This window comes from Rhodococcus sp. 14-2470-1a (assembly GCF_002259425.1).
In the GTDB taxonomy this organism is placed as follows: Bacteria; Actinomycetota; Actinomycetes; order Mycobacteriales; family Mycobacteriaceae; genus Rhodococcoides; species Rhodococcoides fascians_E.
On record NZ_NPFZ01000033.1, the window covers coordinates 101,438 to 120,221 of the forward strand.

The 18,784-nt window shown below is 66.1% G+C and carries 19 protein-coding genes and 1 tRNA gene; 12 read left to right on the forward strand and 8 right to left on the reverse strand.

Annotation, left to right across the window (positions count from 1 at the left end):
- Window positions 1-12 precede the first annotated feature (12 nt).
- The 5 genes from mshC to CH292_RS22625 form a co-directional block, all read right to left on the reverse strand.
- Window positions 13-1,254 (reverse strand): cysteine--1-D-myo-inosityl 2-amino-2-deoxy-alpha-D-glucopyranoside ligase, encoded by a 1,242-nt coding sequence (gene mshC / locus CH292_RS22605; protein WP_094655801.1) that lies wholly within the window; start codon window positions 1,252-1,254, stop codon window positions 13-15.
- Window positions 1,255-1,297: 43 nt separating this feature from the next.
- A complete protein-coding gene (locus CH292_RS22610; RefSeq protein ID WP_179278054.1) occupies window positions 1,298-2,083 on the reverse strand; it encodes an SCO1664 family protein in 786 nt (261 codons plus the stop codon).
- 35 nt (window positions 2,084-2,118) lie between these two features.
- The gene (locus CH292_RS22615; RefSeq protein ID WP_026347991.1) at window positions 2,119-2,712 is read right to left on the reverse strand and encodes a DUF3090 domain-containing protein; all 594 of its coding nucleotides are present in this window, start codon (window positions 2,710-2,712) and stop codon (window positions 2,119-2,121) included.
- 200 nt (window positions 2,713-2,912) lie between these two features.
- Complete coding sequence (locus CH292_RS22620) at window positions 2,913-3,644, reverse strand: histidine phosphatase family protein (RefSeq protein WP_094628176.1); 732 nt, start codon at window positions 3,642-3,644, stop codon at window positions 2,913-2,915.
- Window positions 3,645-3,674: 30 nt separating this feature from the next.
- Window positions 3,675-4,517, reverse strand: coding sequence for an undecaprenyl-diphosphate phosphatase (locus CH292_RS22625; RefSeq protein WP_170947582.1), 843 nt, complete (start codon window positions 4,515-4,517; stop codon window positions 3,675-3,677).
- Window positions 4,518-4,724: 207 nt separating this feature from the next.
- Between CH292_RS22625 and CH292_RS22630 the strand changes: the two genes are divergently transcribed.
- The 4 genes from CH292_RS22630 to CH292_RS22645 all read left to right on the forward strand — a co-directional run bounded on the left by CH292_RS22630 (window position 4,725) and on the right by CH292_RS22645 (window position 8,641).
- Entirely contained in the window at window positions 4,725-5,657 is a 933-nt protein-coding gene (locus CH292_RS22630; protein ID WP_019666295.1) for an aldo/keto reductase, read from the forward strand.
- Between the two features lie 97 nt (window positions 5,658-5,754).
- Window positions 5,755-6,723 carry a hemin ABC transporter substrate-binding protein gene (locus tag CH292_RS22635; protein ID WP_230595727.1) on the forward strand — a complete coding sequence of 323 codons (969 nt, stop codon included), beginning with the start codon at window positions 5,755-5,757 and terminating at the stop codon, window positions 6,721-6,723.
- The gene (locus CH292_RS22640) at window positions 6,723-7,790 is read left to right on the forward strand and encodes an iron ABC transporter permease (protein ID WP_094655803.1); all 1,068 of its coding nucleotides are present in this window, start codon (window positions 6,723-6,725) and stop codon (window positions 7,788-7,790) included. Before CH292_RS22635 ends, CH292_RS22640 begins: the two co-directional genes overlap by 1 nt.
- Window positions 7,781-8,641, forward strand: coding sequence for a heme ABC transporter ATP-binding protein (locus CH292_RS22645; protein WP_037181298.1), 861 nt, complete (start codon window positions 7,781-7,783; stop codon window positions 8,639-8,641). The genes CH292_RS22640 and CH292_RS22645 overlap by 10 nt, the downstream gene beginning before the upstream one ends.
- Here CH292_RS22645 and CH292_RS22650 read toward each other — a convergent pair.
- Window positions 8,638-9,015 (reverse strand): hypothetical protein, encoded by a 378-nt coding sequence (locus tag CH292_RS22650; protein ID WP_051104943.1) that lies wholly within the window; start codon window positions 9,013-9,015, stop codon window positions 8,638-8,640. The two genes, CH292_RS22645 and CH292_RS22650, sit on opposite strands and share 4 nt — an antisense overlap.
- A gap of 194 nt (window positions 9,016-9,209) precedes the next feature.
- Here CH292_RS22650 and CH292_RS22655 point away from each other — a divergent pair, with 194 nt between their 5' ends.
- The 3 genes from CH292_RS22655 (at window position 9,210) to CH292_RS22665 (ending at window position 11,640) form a co-directional block, all read left to right on the forward strand.
- Window positions 9,210-10,238: a YncE family protein gene (locus CH292_RS22655; protein WP_094628174.1), complete on the forward strand. Its 1,029-nt coding sequence runs from the start codon at window positions 9,210-9,212 to the stop codon at window positions 10,236-10,238.
- 100 nt (window positions 10,239-10,338) lie between these two features.
- On the forward strand, window positions 10,339-10,557 hold the full coding sequence (locus tag CH292_RS22660; protein ID WP_051104945.1) for a DUF5703 family protein: 219 nt from the start codon (window positions 10,339-10,341) through the stop codon (window positions 10,555-10,557).
- 15 nt (window positions 10,558-10,572) lie between these two features.
- Window positions 10,573-11,640, forward strand: a complete 1,068-nt coding sequence (locus CH292_RS22665) for a quinone-dependent dihydroorotate dehydrogenase (RefSeq protein ID WP_094628173.1) — start codon at window positions 10,573-10,575, stop codon at window positions 11,638-11,640.
- 90 nt (window positions 11,641-11,730) lie between these two features.
- Here CH292_RS22665 and CH292_RS22670 read toward each other — a convergent pair whose 3' ends face one another.
- Together CH292_RS22670 and CH292_RS22675 are read right to left on the reverse strand one after the other, a co-directional pair.
- Window positions 11,731-12,258, reverse strand: coding sequence for a YbhB/YbcL family Raf kinase inhibitor-like protein (locus CH292_RS22670; protein ID WP_019666303.1), 528 nt, complete (start codon window positions 12,256-12,258; stop codon window positions 11,731-11,733).
- A 27-nt stretch (window positions 12,259-12,285) separates the two neighbouring features.
- Window positions 12,286-13,647: a M20/M25/M40 family metallo-hydrolase gene (locus CH292_RS22675; protein WP_094655804.1), complete on the reverse strand. Its 1,362-nt coding sequence runs from the start codon at window positions 13,645-13,647 to the stop codon at window positions 12,286-12,288.
- Between the two features lie 128 nt (window positions 13,648-13,775).
- On the opposite strand from CH292_RS22675, the gene CH292_RS22680 reads away from it, so the two are divergent.
- The 5 genes from CH292_RS22680 to CH292_RS22700 all read left to right on the forward strand — a co-directional run bounded on the left by CH292_RS22680 (window position 13,776) and on the right by CH292_RS22700 (window position 18,765).
- Window positions 13,776-13,864, forward strand: a tRNA-Leu gene (locus tag CH292_RS22680).
- Window positions 13,865-13,994: 130 nt separating this feature from the next.
- Complete coding sequence (locus CH292_RS22685; protein ID WP_256978461.1) at window positions 13,995-15,503, forward strand: SDR family NAD(P)-dependent oxidoreductase; 1,509 nt, start codon at window positions 13,995-13,997, stop codon at window positions 15,501-15,503.
- An 82-nt stretch (window positions 15,504-15,585) separates the two neighbouring features.
- Entirely contained in the window at window positions 15,586-17,082 is a 1,497-nt protein-coding gene (locus CH292_RS22690) for a glutamate-cysteine ligase family protein (protein ID WP_094655806.1), read from the forward strand.
- Between the two features lie 16 nt (window positions 17,083-17,098).
- On the forward strand, window positions 17,099-17,479 hold the full coding sequence (locus CH292_RS22695; RefSeq protein ID WP_037181305.1) for a DUF2784 domain-containing protein: 381 nt from the start codon (window positions 17,099-17,101) through the stop codon (window positions 17,477-17,479).
- Between the two features lie 20 nt (window positions 17,480-17,499).
- On the forward strand, window positions 17,500-18,765 hold the full coding sequence (locus tag CH292_RS22700; protein WP_094655807.1) for a trans-acting enoyl reductase family protein: 1,266 nt from the start codon (window positions 17,500-17,502) through the stop codon (window positions 18,763-18,765).
- The last annotated feature ends 19 nt before the right edge of the window (window positions 18,766-18,784 follow it).

An 18,784-nucleotide genomic window follows, 5' to 3' on the forward strand; every position in this document is an offset into this window, starting at 1 on the left:
CGGCCGGAGGGCTCAGCGCAACGAAACCCCGAGCAATGCATCGACTGCGTCCGCGAATGCAGCCGGAGCGGACGTGTCCGCTCCCCCGCGTTCCACGGCAAAGCTCGCCCAGGCGTCGAGCGCGTCGAGCGCCTTGGGGGTATCGAGGTCGTCGGCGATGTGCTGACGCAGCCGAACGATGACATCGTCTGCGCTCGTGGCAGATTCGAGAGCGGCCGCCGCGCGCCACAACGCGAGACGAGTTGTCGCACGCCCCAGCACCTCGTCCGTCCAGGCCCTGTCCTGCCGGTAGTGACCGGACAGCAGGCCGAGGCGGATTGCCGCCGGGTCGACGCCGGCGAGACGCAGTTTGGACACGAACACGAGATTGCCGCGGCTCTTGGACATCTTCTCACCGTCCAGACCGATCATGCCGGTGTGCACGTAGTGCCGGGCGAACCGACCGCCTCCGACGGCTGCTTCACCGTGCGCGGCCGAGAACTCGTGGTGCGGGAAGATCAGATCGCTTCCACCGCCCTGGATGTCGAAACCGGTCCCGATGCGGTTCAGTGCGATTGCGGCGCACTCGATGTGCCATCCCGGACGTCCAGTTCCAAACGGGGACGGCCAGAACGGCTCGCCTTCGCGGTGGGCGCGCCACAACAGAGCGTCGAGCGGGTCACGCTTGCCCACACGGTCCGGGTCGCCGCCACGTTCGGCGAAGAATCGGTCCATCGTTGCCCGGTCGTAGCCCGACTCGTATCCGAACTCCGTGGTCGCGTCTGCTCGGAAGTAGACGTCGGGGAACTCGGAATCGTCCACGACGTACGCCGCACCCGAAGCCACCAGCTTCTCCACCAACTCGATGACCTCGTCGATGGACTCGACGGCTCCGATGTAGTCGCGGGGCGGAAGAACTCGGAGCGCCTCCATGTCCTCACGGAAGAGCTGAATCTCGCGGGTGCCCAGGTCGATCCAGTTCTCACCGTCTCGGTCCGCACGCTCGAACAGCGGATCGTCCACGTCGGTCACGTTCTGGACGTAGTGCACGTCGTGTCCGGCGTCCCGCCAGATGCGGTTCACCAGATCGAATGTGAGATACGTCGCGGCGTGCCCGAGGTGTGTGGCATCGTACGGGGTGATTCCACAGACGTACATCTTCGCTTCGGAACCCGGTGTGACCGGCCGGACCTGACGATCCGCCGTGTCGTACAACCGCAGCGGCGGCCCCTGACCAGGGATCGACGGTACGGCAGTATCGGACCAAGATTGCATGCGTACAAGCCTATCCGAGACGGATCGGAGCGCGGGCAGGGCGTCAGAAGGCCGGCCAGGGTATCGGCCTGCTCGAGCGCGGCTCCGGCATGACCGGGTCGGCCACCAACGCGCACGCGCGGGCCAGCAGAGCATCGACCTCGGCCTCGGTGATCTTCCCGCGAATGCGGGGTTCCACCGCGTCGGCGAAGGTGTCGACGAAGGTCACCACGTCGGCCATCAACGCGTCGTCGACGGTGGTGCCCGCCCAACCCCACAGCACGGTCCGCAGTTTGTCCTCCGAGTGCAGGCAGATTCCGTGGTCGACGCCGTAGACATAACCGTCGAGTCCTTCGAGCGCGTGACCGCCCTTGCGGTCCGCGTTGTTGAGCAGTACGTCCAGAACGGCCATCCGCTGGAGGCGAGGGTCGTCCGCGTGAATCAACGCGACCTCCTCCCCCTCACCGTCGTATGCCTGCAGCACCGGTATCCACCCGGACGGGACCAGATCGGGCCTGCAGATGTCGATCAGATCCACTCGGTCGCCCCGGTCTCCGTGCGGTTCGGGGGTGTCGATCCAGCGTTGCACCATGCCGGGCCCGAAGGGACCGTCCCGCAGCACGGTCGGGGGCACGACGTCCCAGCCGAGGGCGTCGGATATCTCGAACGAGGCGACCTCGCGTCCGGCGAGGGTCCCGTCGGGGAAGTCCCACAACGGAATTTCGCCACGAATCGGCTTGTAGACGCACCGCACGGGTTCACCGCCCGCAGCGTCGGCTGCGTCGCACACCAATGTCGCGTTGCTGGCCGTGACGACCCGTCCGACGACGGTGAGCTCACCGACGGTCATGGACTGCAGGCCATCGAACGGCGGCCGAGTGTCGGTCAAAGCTCGTCACCGAGTTCCGACGCGGATCCGAAGGTGGCGTCGCGTCGGTACCCGTTCGTCCGGATGCAGATGTGGCCCTCCTGCGTGAGTGGTTGTCCGCACAGGGGGCACGGAGCACGTCCGGCGGCGATCACGCGCTCGGATCGAAGGGCGAATTCTCGCGCCTGCACCGGAGTGAGAAACACGCGGACGGCGTCGGGACCGTCCTCGGTGTCGTCGAGCACGACGGACTCGTCGATCTCCGATTCGCTCACGGCGAGGAGTTCCACGACGACAGCGCCTGCATCCGCATCCCACCCCAGTCCCATGGTCCCGACTCGGAACTCGGTGTCGATCGGTGTCAGGAGCGGGCTGGTGTCCCCGACCTCGGTTTCCTCGGGCGGGATCTCGGCGCCGAAACGACGATGCACTTCGTCGAGCAGCAATCCCATACGGTCCGCCAGGACCTGCACCTGCTGCTTCTCCAGTGCAACGGACACCACGCGGTGCTCGTGCACGGCCTGAAGAAAGAACGATCGGTCGCCCGGTTCACCCACGGTTCCGGCGACGAATCGATCAGGGGTGCGGAAAACATGTATTGCGCGTGGCATTGCACCTCCTGCGTCTAGATATTGTCGACAATCCTGTCTCGTGATTCTTCACCGACGAAGGATCACAGCTCTCCATTATCCGCCCCTGCGGGCAGTGCCCATTATCCGCCGCCGAGGGGGCGAAGACCCCGGACCTCTCCGCCGCCGAGGGGGCGAAGACCCCGAACCTATCCGCTATCGAGGGGGCGAAGACCCCGAACCTATCCGCCACTGTGGGCCGCGGGCCCGGAGCCGCCACCGGGGACAGCGTCCGAATCCGACGGCGAACCGGCTGCGGACTCGGCGTGCGGCGCCTTCTCGGCCGCGACGACGAGGCCCGACAGATCGGCTCCCGTGTCGTTGGTTCGAAGGACGAAAGCACGGGTCTCGGTGTACCGGATGACGCTGATCGACGCCGGATCGGCCACGATGCGCTGAAACGCGTCGAGGTGGCAGCCGACCGCGTCCGCCAGGATCGACTTGATGACGTCGCCGTGGGAGCACGCCACCCACAGCACGTCGCGCCCGTACTCGGCGGCGAGCCTGCGGTCGTGTTCACGCACCGCCGTCACCGCCCGTGCCTGGACCTGAGCCAAACCCTCACCGCCGGGGAACACCGCCGCCGACGGATGCTGCTGCACCACCTTCCAGAGCGGCTCGGCGAGCAGTTCCTTGATGCTGCGGCCGGTCCACGCGCCGTAATCGACCTCTTCGAGACGATCGTCCACGACCGCAGTCAGGCCTCTGCGCTCGAGCAGCGGCTCGACAGTCTGCGCGCACCGCTGCAACGGAGAGCGAACGACCTCTTCGACGGGAAGTCCGCCGAGACGTTCGGCGAGGCGCTGCGCTTGCTCGCGCCCCTTGTCGTCCAGGTCGATCCCGGGTGACCTACCCGCAAGCGTTCCTGCGGTGTTGGAAGTCGAGCGGCCGTGCCGCAACAAGATCACCGTCATGGCACCACACTAGTATCCGTCGGCGAGCCGTCAGGTCGCGGAGACGACGCCCGCCGACAACAACGCCATGACACCGACGCCGAGCACGATGCGGTAACCGACGAACCAGTACAGCGAATGGTTCGCCACGAACTTCAGCAACCACGCGATCGATGCGTACCCCAGCGCGAACGCGATGATCGTCGCCACCACCAACTGCGCACCCGACGCGTTCAGTCCTTCCCCGGCCGGCTCGAACGCGTCGGGCAGCGAGAACAGGCCGGATGCGGTGACGGCGGGGATCGCCAGCAGGAACGAGAATCGCACGGCGGCCTCGCGCTCAAGACCGAGGAACAACCCGGCGCTGGTCGTTGCTCCGGAACGCGACACGCCCGGGATGAGCGCGAGGCACTGAGCGGCACCCATGACGAGACCGTCACGCGTGGTGATCTTCTCGATGGGGCGACGCTTGGTGCCGACGTACTCGGCCACCGCGATGACGATCGCGAACACGATGAGCATGGTGGCGATGAGCCACAGGTTTCGAGCGCCGGTCCGAATCTGGTCCTTGAACAGAATGCCGAGGACACCGATGGGAACGGTCGCGATGATCACGTACCAGCCGAGCCGGTAATCGAGATCTCGCTTCGCCTTGTCCAGCAACCCGGCGAACCAGGCTTTCACGATGCGGACGATGTCGCGCCAGAAGAAGAGGAGCACCGCAGCTTCCGTGCCGAGCTGGCTCACGGCGGTGAACGACGCGCCTGCATCGTCGCCGAAGAACACCTCCGACACGATCCTCAGGTGCCCCGACGACGAGATCGGGAGGAACTCGGTCAGCCCCTGGACAGCTCCGAGAATGATCGCCTGCAACCAGGTCATCGACTCGCCGATCACTGGCGCACCCCCGCACGACCCGATTCCCCGAGCACGTCGAAACCTGGGCCCTCTACACATTTCACGGCCACGACGGTACCCGGCAGCGCACTGCCGCACAGGCCGACACACGCTGACGAGCCGCGGCAAGCTCGCATCGACGGTGCGGGCGCACTACTGTGCTCATCTGGCGCCGGACACAACGTGAGGAATCTCGAGAACACCATGAAGCAGAGATCTGTCGGATCCAGTGGCCTGCGCGTGTCCCGACTCGGTCTCGGAACTCTCGGCTGGGGTAGCGGAACGGACGGCGACGACGCCGCCGCGCAGTTGTCGGCATTCGCCGAGGCCGGTGGAACACTCGTCGACTCGTCTCCGTCCTACGGCGAAGGCCGCGCCCAACGCGTACTCGCCGAGGTACTCGACGACGTCGTCCCGCGGCGCGAACTGATCGTGAGCAGCGCAGCGGGAGTGATCACCACCGGTGGGCGCTACCGCGTCGACTGCTCTCGCCGATCGTTGCTCGACCAACTCGACAACACGCTGCGCGAACTCGGCACCGAGTACCTGGACCTGTGGCAGGTCGGCGCCTGGGACGAGCACACCCCCGTCGACGAGATCGCCTCGACGTTGGACTATGCGGTGACGAGCGGCAAGGTGCGGTACGTCGGCGCACGCGGCTACCTCGGTTGGCAGTTGGCGACGGCGGCGGGCGCGGCAGACGCAGGACGAATCGTCGCGACGCAGGCCGAGTACTCGCTGCTCGCACGCGGGATCGAGGACGAACTCCTGCCCGCCGCGCAGCACCACGGTGTCGGAGTGCTGGCAGCGATTCCGCTCGCCGGCGGTGTACTGACCGGAAAGTACAGCCACGGCACACCTGCCGATTCACGCGGCGCCGACGACGCCTATGCCGAGTCGATCGCCGGGTACCTGACCGACAGCGCCGCCAACGTCGTCGAAGCCGCAGTCACCGCTGCAAGTGGCTTGAAGACATCCCCGCTCACCGTGGCCCTCGCCTGGGCGCGCGACCGGCCAGGGGTGGCGTCGGCGATCGTCGGTGCACGTGATCTCGCTCAGCTCACCGGCATCCTGGTCGTCGAGGACCTGGAACTCCCCCGCGCCATCACGTCCGCACTCGACGACGTCAGCAGCTGAGTCAACTCAGGCTAACCTTGTCTGCGTGAACTTCTCGTCGACACTGCAACGCTCTTCGCGTCGCTCGGCTGTGGTTGCTGTCGTGGCGGCTACCGTGTTGGCCTCGGTTGCGTGCTCCGCCCCCGACCAGCAGACGCACTCCGGGGCGGATTCCATCGGCCCGCGCACCGCCGTGATCGCCGACCCCGATCCGGAACCCGTCGATTCCCGGCAGCAGCCGACCCTGCCGGTGACGGTCCGCGGTTTCGACGGAACAGACGTCACGATCACCGACGCCAGCCGCATCGTCGCAGCCGATCAATACGGAACGCTCACCACCACGGTCTACGCGCTCGGACTCGGCGACAACCTCGTCGGTCGGGACACGTCCGCAGAATTTCCGGCCGTCGCCGATGTCACCGACGTCACGCCGAACGGCCATTCGCTCAGCGCCGAATCCATCCTCGCGCTCGCCCCGACGGTAGTGCTCACCGACACCAGTGTCGGCCCACGCGGAGTGCAGGATCAGCTCCGCGCCGCCGGGATCCCCGTCGTCTTCTTCGATCCGACCCGAACGATGAACACGGTCGGGGACCAGATCGTCTCCGTCGCGAACGCTCTGGGGGTGCCCGAGCGCGGATCAGTTCTCGCGCAGCGCACCGAGGCCGAGATCGCCGAGGCATCGTCGAGTGCACCCACCGACGGCGAACCGGTGAAGATCGCGTTCCTCTACATGCGCGGTCCGGCGATCAAGATGCTCGCCGGGCCCGGGTCCGGAGCCGATGCGCTCATCGCCGGCCTGGGCGCGGAAGACGCGGGCACCGCATCGGGTCTCACCGAACAGTTCGTCCCGATCACCAGCGAAGCCCTCATCGCCGCCGCACCGGACGTCATCCTCATGATGACCGGCGGACTCGACTCGATCGGTGGGATCGACGGCCTCGAGCAGGTACCCGGCATCGCACAGACACCGGCAGGGCAGTCCCAGCGCGTCGTCGACATGGCCGACGGCGTCGTTCTCAGCTTCGGCCCCAACACCGGCAAGGTTCTGAGTGCGCTGGCCGAGGCCGTCTACGCGCCCGCTTGATGGACACTTCGACTGCAGCCGTGCCGACACCTGCTCGGCTCCGCACCACCGTCGTCTTCGCCGTTCTGGCGATCCTCGCCGTCGGACTCGCCGTGTATTCGGCGTGCGTCGGCCAGGTTCCGACGACGCCACTCGAAGTGATGGGCAGCGTCCTGCATCGAATCGGCCTCGACGTCGGACCCATGCCTGCCCACCCCAGCGGGGAAGTCACCCTGTGGCAGGTTCGCTTTCCACGCATCGTTCTCGGTGCCGTCGTCGGCGCCTGTCTCGGCACGGCCGGTGCACTGTTGCAGGGAGTGTTCGCCAATCCGCTCGCCGAACCAGGAGTGATCGGCGTGTCCTCGGGCGCAGCTGTCGGCGCGTCCTCCGTGTTCGTGCTCGGAGGAGCGTTCGCCGGGGTGTGGTCGGTCGCCACCGCCGCATTCCTCGGCGGTCTGATCACGACGGTGCTCGTCTACGTACTGGCCCGAGGCGGTGGACGGACGGAAGTCGTCACGCTGATCCTCACCGGCGTTGCCATCAATGCGTTCGCCGGCGGTCTCATCGCGTTCTTCACCTTCGTCGCCTCACCGGCAGCACGCGATCAGATCGTCTTCTGGCAACTCGGATCACTCTCGGGCGCCACCTGGCAGGCCGTCGGCGTGGTGGCGCCGCTCGCCGTCGTCGGAATCGGGGCGTCCGTCGCCCTGTCACGACGACTGGACCTGCTCGCACTCGGGGAGAACGTCGCCCGGCACCTCGGTGTGAACGTGGAACGGCTGCGACAGACCGCCATCGTCATCGTGGCCGTACTGGTCGCCTCCGGCGTCGCGTTCACCGGAATCATCCTGTTCGTCGGCCTCGTCGTCCCGCACCTGATGCGTATGCTTCTCGGTCCGGCTCACCGAACCTTGGTTCCGGCGAGCGCGCTGTGCGGTGCCGTCGTTCTCCTGGCGTCGGATCTCCTCGCACGAACGCTCGTCGACAACGTGGACATGCCCCTCGGCATGCTCACGTCACTGATCGGCGCACCGTTCTTCTTCTGGATGCTGCGTAGAACTCGCGCCGAGCAAGGCGGATGGGCATGACGCTGTTTCGACGGAACCGGGACCTTCCCGACGACGTGACGGCCGGAACCGTGACCATGAGCACCGCCGGAGTCACCGCCGTCCGTTCCGGTCGGGAAGTACTCCGAGGCGTCGACATCGACGTCGTCGCCGGCGAAGTTCTGTCACTGGTCGGGCCGAACGGCGCAGGCAAATCCACACTGCTGGCCGTACTCACCGGCGAACTCCGACCTGCCGCAGGCTCGGTCGAACTGCACGGACGACCGCTCACGCGCTGGTCGGACCTCGACGCCGCGAGACGCCGTTCGGTGCTCCCTCAGCAGCACACCGTCGGGTTCTCCTTCACCGCGCATCAGGTCGTCCGCATGGGCAGGGCGCCGTGGGCGGGCACGGACGAGGCGGAGAACGACGATGCGGCGGTCGCCCTCGCCATGAAGCACTGCGATGTCACGGAATTCGCGGATCGACCGTTCGCCGGTCTGTCCGGCGGCGAGCGTGCCCGAGTCTCACTGGCACGAGTGCTGGCGCAGAGAACCTCGACGCTGCTGCTCGACGAACCGACCGCCGCGCTGGACATCGGCCATCAGGAAACCGTCATGTCCGTGGCACGTGATCGAGCTCGCCGCGGAGACGCAGTCGTCGTGGTCCTGCACGACCTCGCCCTGGCGGCCGCCTACTCCGACAGAATCGCGATCCTCGACCGCGGCGCTCTGGTCGCGGTCGGTTCTCCGCGGTCGACTCTGAACGAGGAGCTTCTGACCCGCGTGTACGGCCACCGCGTGGAGGTGTTCGACCATCCACGTACCGGCGGACTGCTGGTACTGCCCGTTCGCGGCGATCGAGCGAAAGGTTCGCAGCCAGCCGGTTTCTAGATGGACGCCATCACCGAGCCGACACGGCCGAGAAAGGATCGGACGGCCGAGGATTCCTTGGCGTCCGCGTCGAGCGAATCGGCGGAGCCGACCGCATCTCTGACCGCTGCCACGATGCTTCGCTCGTCGGTCAGGTCGATTTCCGTGACCGACTGCTCCGCAACGGCCGTCACGTCGGAGCGGTCCGGAACCGGCGACGGAAGATCCGCGCGATAGATCTCCAGGTACAGCGTTCTCTTGTACACGCGAAACGCGAAGGGCCTGTTGTCCTCGGTGCTGCCGAACCCGCTTGCCTGAGCTCCGGTGCTGACCTGCTCCACCTGGAACGTCGCGACACTCGACGCGTCGCTGTCGTGTTCGGTCGCCAACTCCACTCCTCGTATTTTCGACGGTCCTGGCTCTCGACGGTCCTGGCCTTCGACGGAACAGGGTGCCGAATCACGGTACCGCCGATGTGTGCATGCCCGGTCACCGGAGGTCCGGCGAACACCGGTCATCGATCATCAGGCAAGGTGAACGGGTGCACCGACGGTGCTGACAGCGCCCCGAGAGAAGGATTTGCGGATCGATGAACGTTCGACACACCCCGTGGCATCTACTTGCCGCGGCCGCATCCGCATGTCTGCTGGTGGCCGGATGCTCGGACTCCGGCTCCGGCTCGTCGGACGAACCGGATGCGGTCGACCTCGAACCCCTCACCGGCATAACGTCGCCCGACACATCGGTTCCCCCGAGCGGCTCGGTCGTTCCCTCCCCCTCCGGACTGCATTCCACCACATTCGAACCGGTGACGCGCAGCATCGTCGCGCTCGACGATGCTCGCACCGCCCTGACGGTCTTCGACGCCGACGACGCGGCCGCACCGCCGCGGTCGGTCCCGCTTTCCGGTGCGGCAGCCGACGTCGTTCCCGGCGTCGACGGCACCCTGCTTCTTCCGATGAACGGAAGCCTCGCCGAGGTCGATCTCCGCAGCTCCGGGGTTCGAAACGTGGACACCGGCGGAAACCTCCTCAGCGCGGCCACTCTCTCGGACGGCACTGTCGTCGCCGGTGACGACAGTGGCAGCATTCATATCGTCGACTTCGGTGCGAATCGGTCACAGTCCATCGGCGGGCTGACCTCCGTCGACGCACTTGCGTCCACCGAACACGGGCTGGCCGCCCTCGACCGCCACCAGACTTCGCTGACCCAGGTGAACGTCGACGACGAATCCCTCGGTCTGGCCCTCAGGGCGGGCACAGGCGCCGCACGCCTCGACACGGACGAGTACGGCCGGATCCTCGTCACGGACGCCGCAGGCGGCGAACTGCTGGTGTACTCGTCCGACGACCTTCTTCTTCGCCAACGTTTTCCGGTCGGTGCGCAGCCGTGGGCAGTCACCTACGATGACAAGTCCGACACAGTGTGGGTCACCACTCCCGCGGACAACGAGGTGGTCGGCTACACCCTCGACACAGGAATTCCCGTCGAGTCCGGCAGGTTCTCCACGGTGAGGCAGCCGGACTCGATCACGGTCGACCCGGATTCGGGTGCGCTCTACGTCGGGTCGGCCACCGGAGGCGGTCTACAACGGATCGACACCGCCGAACGGGGCTGAGCACTCGCAACGCTCACCGCAGGTCGACGGCACACCGCAGGTCGACGGCACACGGCAGGGAAGGGCGCAGCGTTTGAAGAACAACAGCACACGCAGCAGGATGCCTACGGAGTGGGAGTCCGGGTCCGACGACTGGGAGTACATTCCGTTGCGACTGCCGCCCGATGTCACGCGAGTGACCGCATCCATGAGACTGGCGATCCAAGCCGAATTCGGTGGTTGGGAGCTCTCTCGCGTGCGCCTCTACACCGACGGCAGCCGGAAAGTACTGCTCAAACGTAAGAAGACTGCCCACCACATCCCGGATCCGGGAATCTAGGTCGAAAGAAGGCTCGTGTACCGCGCTCTGCTCCGCTTGATGTTCCTTGTCTCCCCGGAACGCATTCACCATCTCGCGTTCTTCGCGATGCGCGCAGCAACGGCGTGGTCACCGATCCGCGCGCTCATGGCGAAGGTCCTCGTCGTGAACGATCCGGCGCTGAGGAGCACCGCCTTCGGCGTCGACTTCCCCACTCCACTCGGGCTCGCCGCGGGATTCGACAAGAACGCCGACGGAGTCGACGTGTGGGGGCCGCTCGGATTCGGCTTCGCCGAGATCGGCACGGTGACCGCGCAGGGACAGCCGGGCAATCCGCAGCCACGACTGTTCAGGCTGCCCGCCGACCGCGCACTGATCAACCGCATGGGTTTCAACAATCACGGCTCCGGTCATGCGGCGAACGCGCTGCGCCACCGCCGAGGAGGAATTCCCATCGGGGCCAACATCGGCAAGACGAAGGTGACCCCGGCGTCCGAGGCCGCCGCGGACTACACCGCAAGCGCGACTCTCCTCGGGCCGCTCGCGGATTTCGTCGTCGTGAACGTCAGTTCCCCCAACACCCCTGGTCTTCGCGACCTTCAAGCGGTGGAATCGTTGCGCCCGATCCTGTCGGCGGTCCAATCCGTCGTATCGGTGCCGGTGTTGGTCAAGATCGCTCCGGACCTGCTCGACGAGGACATCGACGCGGTCGCCGACCTTGCCGTCGAACTCGGTCTCGACGGAATCGTCGCCACCAACACGACGATCGGCCGGTCCGGTCTGCGGACGCCCGTCGACGCGGTGGACACCATCGGCGCAGGAGGGCTGTCCGGCGCGCCGTTGGCCGACCGGTCCTTGGATGTCCTCCGGAGGCTGTACGCGCGTGTCGGAGGATCCATCACACTCGTGTCGGTCGGAGGAATCGAGACACCCGATCAGGCCTGGGATCGCATCACGGCCGGAGCGTCGTTGGTTCAGGGCTACACCGGCTTCATCTACGGCGGCCCGTTCTGGATGCGGTCGATCAACCGAGGAATCGCGAAGCGGCTCCGCGCGGAAGGATTCAGCACACTCTCCGACGCCGTGGGCTCCGCGCACAGTTGAGTCGAACCACTCCACCGCCGGGCAGCTGCACTGCCGAACTGCGCCCGCTCCGCCCGCTCGACAGCGGGCGGAGCGGGCGCAGTCGCTGAATCAGGCTTCGTAGGTAGCGGTCAGCAGCGCCCTGCCGATCGCGTGCGAGAACAGGTTGAACCCGAGGTACGCCGGCGTCGCGGTCTCGTCGACCTCCAGTCTTTCCACGTCGACGGCGTGCACCGCGAAGATGTAGCGATGCGGCCCGTGACCGGCCGGGGGTGCGGCGCCGATGTAGCGGAACAGCCCCGCGTCGTTCTTCAGCGTCACCGCGGTGCTCGGGATTCCGGTGCCACCGTCGTCTCCTGCGCCGGAGACGAGCGACGTCGTCGATGCCGGGATGTTGGCCACTGCCCAATGCCAGAAGCCCGAGGCGGTAGGCGCGTCCGGGTCGTACACGGTGACGACGAAGCTCTTGGTCCCGTCGGGGAAGCCCGACCAGGACAGTTGCGGTGAGTTGTCGTGGCCACCTGCACCCATGATGCCGCTGACCTGTTGCGTCGCCAGAGTTCCACCGTCGGTGACGTCCTCGGACGTCAGCTCGAAGGTGGGAAGCGACGGGAGTGATGCATAGGGGTCGTACGTCACGTGATCAGCCCTCTCGAATATTGCTTGTCAGCTGTGGAGCAAGAAGTGTTCCAATACCTGTGTACCGAACTCGAGCGAACTGACCGGTACCCGCTCGTCGACGCCGTGGAAGAGTGCCGCGAAATCCAGCTCGGGCGGCAGCTTCAGTGGCGCGAAACCGAAGCACCTGATGCCCAGCTTCGCGAAGGCCTTCGCGTCGGTGCCGCCGGACAGCATGTAGGGAACGGTTCGACCGTTCTCGTCGTGCGCGAGGACTGCATCGTTCATCGCGTCGACGAGGTGCCCGTCGAACGTCGTCTCGTAGGAGTCGAGCTTGGTCACCCATTCCCGCTCGACGTTCGGGCCGATCAACTCGTCGACCTCGCGCTCGAACTCGGCTTGCCTACCGGGAACCACACGGCAGTCGACCATGGCTTCCGCGGTCTGCGGAATCACGTTGGCCTTGTACCCGGCCTTCAGCATCGTCGGGTTGGCGGTGTCCCGAAGCGTGGCACCGACGATCCTGGCGATGCTTCCGAGCTTCTGCAGGGTGCCGTCGAGGTCGGGCGACGTCGGGTCGAAGTCGAGGCCCGTCTCCTCCGCGACCGCGGACAGGAATTCTGCGACCGAGTCGGAGATCACGAGAGGGAACGTGTGGTTGCCCAACTTCGCCACAGCTTCCGCGAGATTGGTGACGGCGTTCTCGTCGTGCAGGAAGGATCCGTGGCCTGCCCTCGCCTTCGCGGTCAACTTCATCCACCCGAGGCCTTTCTCCGCCGTCTCGACCATGTAGAGACGCTTCTCGGTACCGTCCGGCCGGGCGACGGTCAGCGAGAACCCGCCTACTTCACCGACAGCTTCGGTGACGCCTTCGAACAGGTCGGGACGATGCTCGACGAGCCACTGCGAACCCCACCGACCGCCGTTCTCCTCGTCGGCGAGAAACGCGAACATGATGTTGCGCGGCGGCACCGTTCCGTTGGATTTGAACTGGCGCGCCAACGCGAGTGCCATACCGACCATGTCCTTCATGTCGACGGCGCCGCGGCCCCAGACGTACCCGTCCTCGACCGCGCCGGAGAACGGGTGGACGCTCCAGTCCGCCGGCTCCGCCGGGACGACGTCGAGGTGACCGTGAATCAGCAACGTCCCTCGGTTCGGGTCCGCGCCCGGAAGTGTCGCGAAGACGTTACCTCGACCGGGTGCACCGGATTCGACGTATTCGGTCTCGTATCCCACTTCCCGAAGCTTCTGCGCCACCCACTCGGCGCATTCCTTCTCGCCCTTGGTCGTCGCCAGTTCGCCGGTGTTCGACGTGTCGAATCTGATCAGCGAACTGACGAGGTCCACGACCTCGTCGAGCGCGGTGGTGCGGACAGAACTGACAGGTGAATTATCGGAAGAAGACACACCACTTTCCTACCACCAGTCTTCGGGCCTCGGGCGAACTGACGTGCGGATTTGGGCGATCGGGCACCCTTGCTATATCTTTGTCGAGCACGCAGCGAGCGGGTGTGCGAACAATTGAACAACATCTGGTCCGAGTGGCGGAATGGCAGACGCGCTAGCTTGAGGTGCTAGTGTCCTATTAACGGACGTGGGGGTTCAAGTCCCCCCTCGGACACCAGGGATCGCAACGATCCAAGATTTCTGAGTTGAGACAGACGACATAGACCCCGATTCCAGCGGAATCGGGGTCTATGTCGTTGTGGGCCTGCGTTGACGACGGTGTGGGCGCAGCGCGAAAGGACAGATCGATGAACGACCCCGAGTTCGACACCCCGTCCGACACCGAGTCCGACGCCGTGTCGACCACCGCGGAGGGAATCGATCCCGCTGATCTCGAGGCGTGTCTACGGGTGTTGAGGCAGGCCGGATCGTTGGATAAAAATCATCCTGATTCCATTGTCGTGCAAAGAGCCTCGGGTCAGCTTTTCAAGGACTTGAAGCGCTCGCGGCGTATCGCCGCGCGCAACGCGAAGTCGGAGGCCGACCGAGCCGTCGTCGCTTCGACTGCGACCGGTTCGCCGGATCGTATCGACGACGAGACGGCCGGACTGTCGCTGACGGCACGCGCGTCGGGCGAGTACGCGGGCACGCTGATTCGCGCGCGGCCGTGCTACATCTGCAAGCAGCGCTACACCCTCGTCGACGCGTTCTATCATCAGTTGTGCCCGGAGTGCGCGGCGTTCAATCGCGGAAAGCGTGATGCGCGTACCGATTTGACGGGGCGACGGGCACTGCTCACCGGCGGGCGCGCGAAAATCGGCATGTACATCGCTCTGCGACTGTTGCGCGACGGCGCGCACACCACCATCACGACCCGCTTCCCGAACGACGCGGTTCGACGATTCTCGGCGATGGAGGACAGCGCAGACTGGCTGCATCGTCTTCGGGTCGTGGGCATCGATCTCCGCGATCCGGCCCAAGTGGTGGCACTGGCGGATTCGGTGGCCGCGGAGGGCCCGTTGGACATTCTCGTCAACAACGCCGCGCAGACGGTGAAGCGCTCCCCCGGTTCCTACAGCGCACTGATCGACGCGGAATCCGAAGCCCTACCCGCGGGTTCCGACGTCGCCCCCATTTCGTTCGGTAAGACCAGCGAAGCGCATCCGGCATCACTCGCCAAATCATTGCCACACAGCGACGAGGGCGCCGTGTCCGGCGAGGCACTGTCGGCCGAGGCGGTCAGTTCCCTTGCGCTGATTGCAGGTTCGGCCACCGCCGAGCGCATCGAGAAGGGTATCGCGATCGATGCCGGTGGCCTGGTGCCGGATCTGGCGGGAACCAACAGCTGGATTCACACGGTCGAACAGGTCGACCCTGTCGAGTTGCTCGAAGTGCAGCTGTGCAATTCGGTGGCGCCGTTCATTCTGGTGTCGAGGTTGCGTGCGTCGATGCAAGCATCGACCGCCCGGCGCAAGTACATCGTCAACGTCTCCGCGATGGAAGGCCAGTTCAGCCGCGCCTACAAGGGCCCCGGCCATCCGCACACCAACATGGCGAAGGCTGCGCTGAACATGCTGACGCGCACCAGCGCCAAGGAGATGCTCGAACACGGAATTCTGATGAGTGCTGTGGACACCGGCTGGATCACCGACGAACGACCCCACCCGACGAAGATGCGTCTGGCCGACGAAGGCTTCCACGCACCGTTGGATCTCGTCGACGGCGCAGCTCGCGTCTACGACCCGATCGTGCAGGGCGAGCTCGGCGTGGACCTCTACGGCAAGTTCCTCAAGGACTACCAGCCGTCGCCCTGGTAGTCCCGTTCGCCGACGTTTGCCCGGCCGTACTCACGGATATACGAGATCCTCGGGGTACGACACGACGGGACGGTGGTCTTCGATGGGTGACGATGTCGAGCAGCGCAAGTTCACCCGGCAGGACCGGCATCGATTCCGACAGAAGGTGCAGGACTGCCTCGACGCACTCGCGATCATGCTCGCGGACGAGACGTTCGACGTCGGCGAGCCACAGATCGGCATGGAAGTCGAACTCAACCTCGTCGACGAGAACATGGCGCCGTCGATGGCCAATGCCCAGGTGCTCGACGCCATCGCCGATCCCGATTATCAGACCGAGCTCGGGCAGTTCAACATCGAGATCAACGTGGCTCCCAGGCCGTTGTCCGGCAGCAGCATCGCGGATCTCGAGGCAGATCTTCGCCGCTCACTGAACGAGGCGGACCGACGTGCCCGTGAATCGGGAAGCCGCCTGGTCATGATCGGGATGCTGCCGACGTTGGCAGAGAAGCACTTCGAGCATCGATGGCTGTCCGCGAACCCCCGCTACGACCTGCTGAACCAGCAGATCTTCGCCGCCCGCGGCGAGGACATCGAATTGCACATCGGTGGAGTCCGCTTGCCGGGCGCGGACGAGCCGGAGGAACTCAGAGCGATCACGGACACCATCCTGCCGGAAGCCGCCTGCACGTCCGTCCAACTCCATCTTCAGGTTGCACCCGAGAACTTCGCCGCCTACTGGAATGCCGCTCAGGCACTGGCCGGTGTCCAGGTAGCGCTCGCCGCCAACTCACCGTTCCTGGCTGGACGCGCATTGTGGCACGAAACGCGGATTCCGCTGTTCGAGCAGGCGACCGACACCAGGCCGCAAGAGCTCAAGAATCAGGGCGTACGCCCCCGGGTCTGGTTCGGAGAACGGTGGATCACCTCGATCTTCGACCTGTTCGAGGAGAACTCGCGGTACTTTCCGGCTCTCCTCCCCGTCTGCAGCGACGAGGACCCCACAGCCGTTCTCGCCGACGGTGGCACGCCGTCGCTGTCGGAGCTGCGCATGCACAACGGCACCGTGTACCGGTGGAATCGGCCGATCTACGACCGATCCGGTGGAGGTCATCACATTCGCCTCGAAAACCGCGTACTGCCCGCCGGCCCGTCCGTAGTCGACACCCTCGCCGACGCTGCGTTCTACTACGGCACGGTGCGCGCCCTCGCGGACGCCGATCGCCCCCTGTGGAGCCAGATGTCGTACGACGCCGCCGCCGAGAACCTGCATTCGGCCGCGCGTGGCGGCTTCGATTCTCGGCTGTACTGGCCCGAGGTCGGCTGGGTCAGCCCGCAGGAGTTGATCCTGCGGCGGCTGCTCCCCATGGCCGACGCCGGGCTCGCGGCATACGGCGTCGGGGCCGACGTACGCGATCGCTATCTGGGTGTGGTCGAAGCCCGCTGCCTGAGCCGACGGTCCGGCTCCGTCTGGCAGCGCGACGCCGTCGTCGCGCGCGAGAAGGCGGGACAGACGCGCGAGGCAGCACTCGCGGGCATGTTGTCCGATTACGTGACCCTGATGAGCGAGGGCGATCCCGTCCACACCTGGCCGCTCTGAGGCATACCATTCCCTCATGTTGTATCGGGCGATCGCCGACGTCACCGTGGTGGTCCACCTTGCCTTCATCGCCTATGTCGTGGTGGGTGGATTCGTCGCCTGGAAGTGGCCGCGGACGATATGGCTGCACGCCTGCGCGGCGGCTTGGGGGCTGGCGTCCGTCGCCGTCGGGATCGACTGCCCGCTGACCGCGCTGGAGAACTGGGCGCGCGTGAATTCCGGGGGCGCAGCGCTGGTGTCGACCGGTTTCATCGACCAGTACCTCACCGGAGTGATCTATCCGGACAGCGCACTCGCCGCGGTCCGAGTTGCGGTCGCGGTCACCGTGGTGGCGTCCTGGGCAGGGTTCGTGGTGCTACGCACCCGCTCACGGACGGTTCTTCGACTCGGTCAGTGATACGCGTTACTGTCCTGTACATGACCTCGACCGAGTCGACCGATCAACCATCCACCGACCGCACCTACGACATCGTGGTCTACGGAGCCACCGGATTCGTCGGCCGCCTCACCGCCAAGTACCTCGCCGAGCACGCACCGAGCGGCACCAGAATTGCCCTCGCTGGACGTTCGCGGCAGAAGCTGGAAGCGACACGGCGGTCACTGCCGGGTGTCGCCACCGAATGGCCGCTCGTCGAAGCCGACTCGACCGACACCGACGCGCTGCGCTCACTCGCCGAGAGCACCCGTGTCGTGATCACCACGGTCGGCCCGTACGCCAAGTACGGCCTACCGCTGACGACGGTGTGCGCCGAGGCCGGGACCGACTACGTGGACCTCACCGGCGAGGTGTTGTTCGCACGCAAGAGCATCGATGCCAATCACGAGATCGCGCGGCGCACCGGTGCACGCATCGTCCACTCCTGTGGGTTCGATTCGGTCCCTTCGGATCTCGGCGTGCACGTGCTCCACGCTGCCGTCGCAGCGGATGACGCAGGCGACCTGACCGACACCACGCTGGTCGTCACGTCGATGCGCGGTGGAGTCAGCGGCGGCACCGTGGATTCGCTGCGAACACAGATCGAGGAAGTCAAGAAGGACGGCTCACTCCGGCGCCTCGCAGCACGGCCGTACTCGCTGAGCCCCGACCGATCGACGGAACCGGACCTCGGCCGCCAGTCCGACGTGGTGCTGGTCAAGGGCAAGGACATCGCGCCGGGCCTACGCGGGTGGAAGGCGCCGTTCGTCATGGCGTCGTACAACACACGAGTCGTACGACGAAGCAACGCACTGCGGGACTGGGCCTACGGCACCGCGTTTCGATACCGCGAGGTCATGTCGGTCGGCTCCTCCGTCGCGTCGCCCGTCATCGCCGGCGCGGTATCCGCCGGGCTCGGCGCGATGGTGCTCGGTATGACCTTCCTACCCAAGCCCGTCCTCGACCGCATTCTGCCCAAGCCGGGTGACGGGCCGAGCCCCTCCGCGCAGGAGAACGGTCACTTCACGATCGATGTCTACACCACCACGACCACCGGTGCGCACTACCGGTCGCGGGTCAAGGCGTCGGGCGACCCCGGATACAAGGCAACCTCGGTGATGCTGGGCGAATCCGCTCTCGCGCTCGTCCACGACAGGGCCGACCTGCCCGGCGGCGGGGGCGTTCTCACCCCGGCGACCGGCCTCGGTGACGCACTGGTGAACCGGCTACGTGCGGCCGGATTCGAGATCTGGGCCAAGAAGGTCTAGAGGGACCGCGTGGCCGGAG

What these genes read in the sequence shown, in the direction of transcription:
- CH292_RS22700 (WP_094655807.1), top strand. Translation starts at nt 17,500, where the DNA reads ATGACCTCGACCGAGTCGACCGATCAACCATCCACCGACCGCACCTAC.
- CH292_RS22690 (WP_094655806.1), top strand. Translation starts at nt 15,586, where the DNA reads ATGGGTGACGATGTCGAGCAGCGCAAGTTCACCCGGCAGGACCGGCAT.
- mshC (WP_094655801.1), bottom strand. Translation starts at nt 1,254, where the DNA reads ATGCAATCTTGGTCCGATACTGCCGTACCGTCGATCCCTGGTCAGGGG.
- CH292_RS22620 (WP_094628176.1), bottom strand. Translation starts at nt 3,644, where the DNA reads ATGACGGTGATCTTGTTGCGGCACGGCCGCTCGACTTCCAACACCGCA.
- CH292_RS22610 (WP_179278054.1), bottom strand. Translation starts at nt 2,083, where the DNA reads ATGACCGTCGGTGAGCTCACCGTCGTCGGACGGGTCGTCACGGCCAGC.
- CH292_RS22685 (WP_256978461.1), top strand. Translation starts at nt 13,995, where the DNA reads ATGAACGACCCCGAGTTCGACACCCCGTCCGACACCGAGTCCGACGCC.
- CH292_RS22645 (WP_037181298.1), top strand. Translation starts at nt 7,781, where the DNA reads ATGGGCATGACGCTGTTTCGACGGAACCGGGACCTTCCCGACGACGTG.
- CH292_RS22660 (WP_051104945.1), top strand. Translation starts at nt 10,339, where the DNA reads ATGCCTACGGAGTGGGAGTCCGGGTCCGACGACTGGGAGTACATTCCG.
- CH292_RS22640 (WP_094655803.1), top strand. Translation starts at nt 6,723, where the DNA reads ATGGACACTTCGACTGCAGCCGTGCCGACACCTGCTCGGCTCCGCACC.
- CH292_RS22630 (WP_019666295.1), top strand. Translation starts at nt 4,725, where the DNA reads ATGAAGCAGAGATCTGTCGGATCCAGTGGCCTGCGCGTGTCCCGACTC.
- CH292_RS22655 (WP_094628174.1), top strand. Translation starts at nt 9,210, where the DNA reads ATGAACGTTCGACACACCCCGTGGCATCTACTTGCCGCGGCCGCATCC.
- CH292_RS22615 (WP_026347991.1), bottom strand. Translation starts at nt 2,712, where the DNA reads ATGCCACGCGCAATACATGTTTTCCGCACCCCTGATCGATTCGTCGCC.
- CH292_RS22695 (WP_037181305.1), top strand. Translation starts at nt 17,099, where the DNA reads ATGTTGTATCGGGCGATCGCCGACGTCACCGTGGTGGTCCACCTTGCC.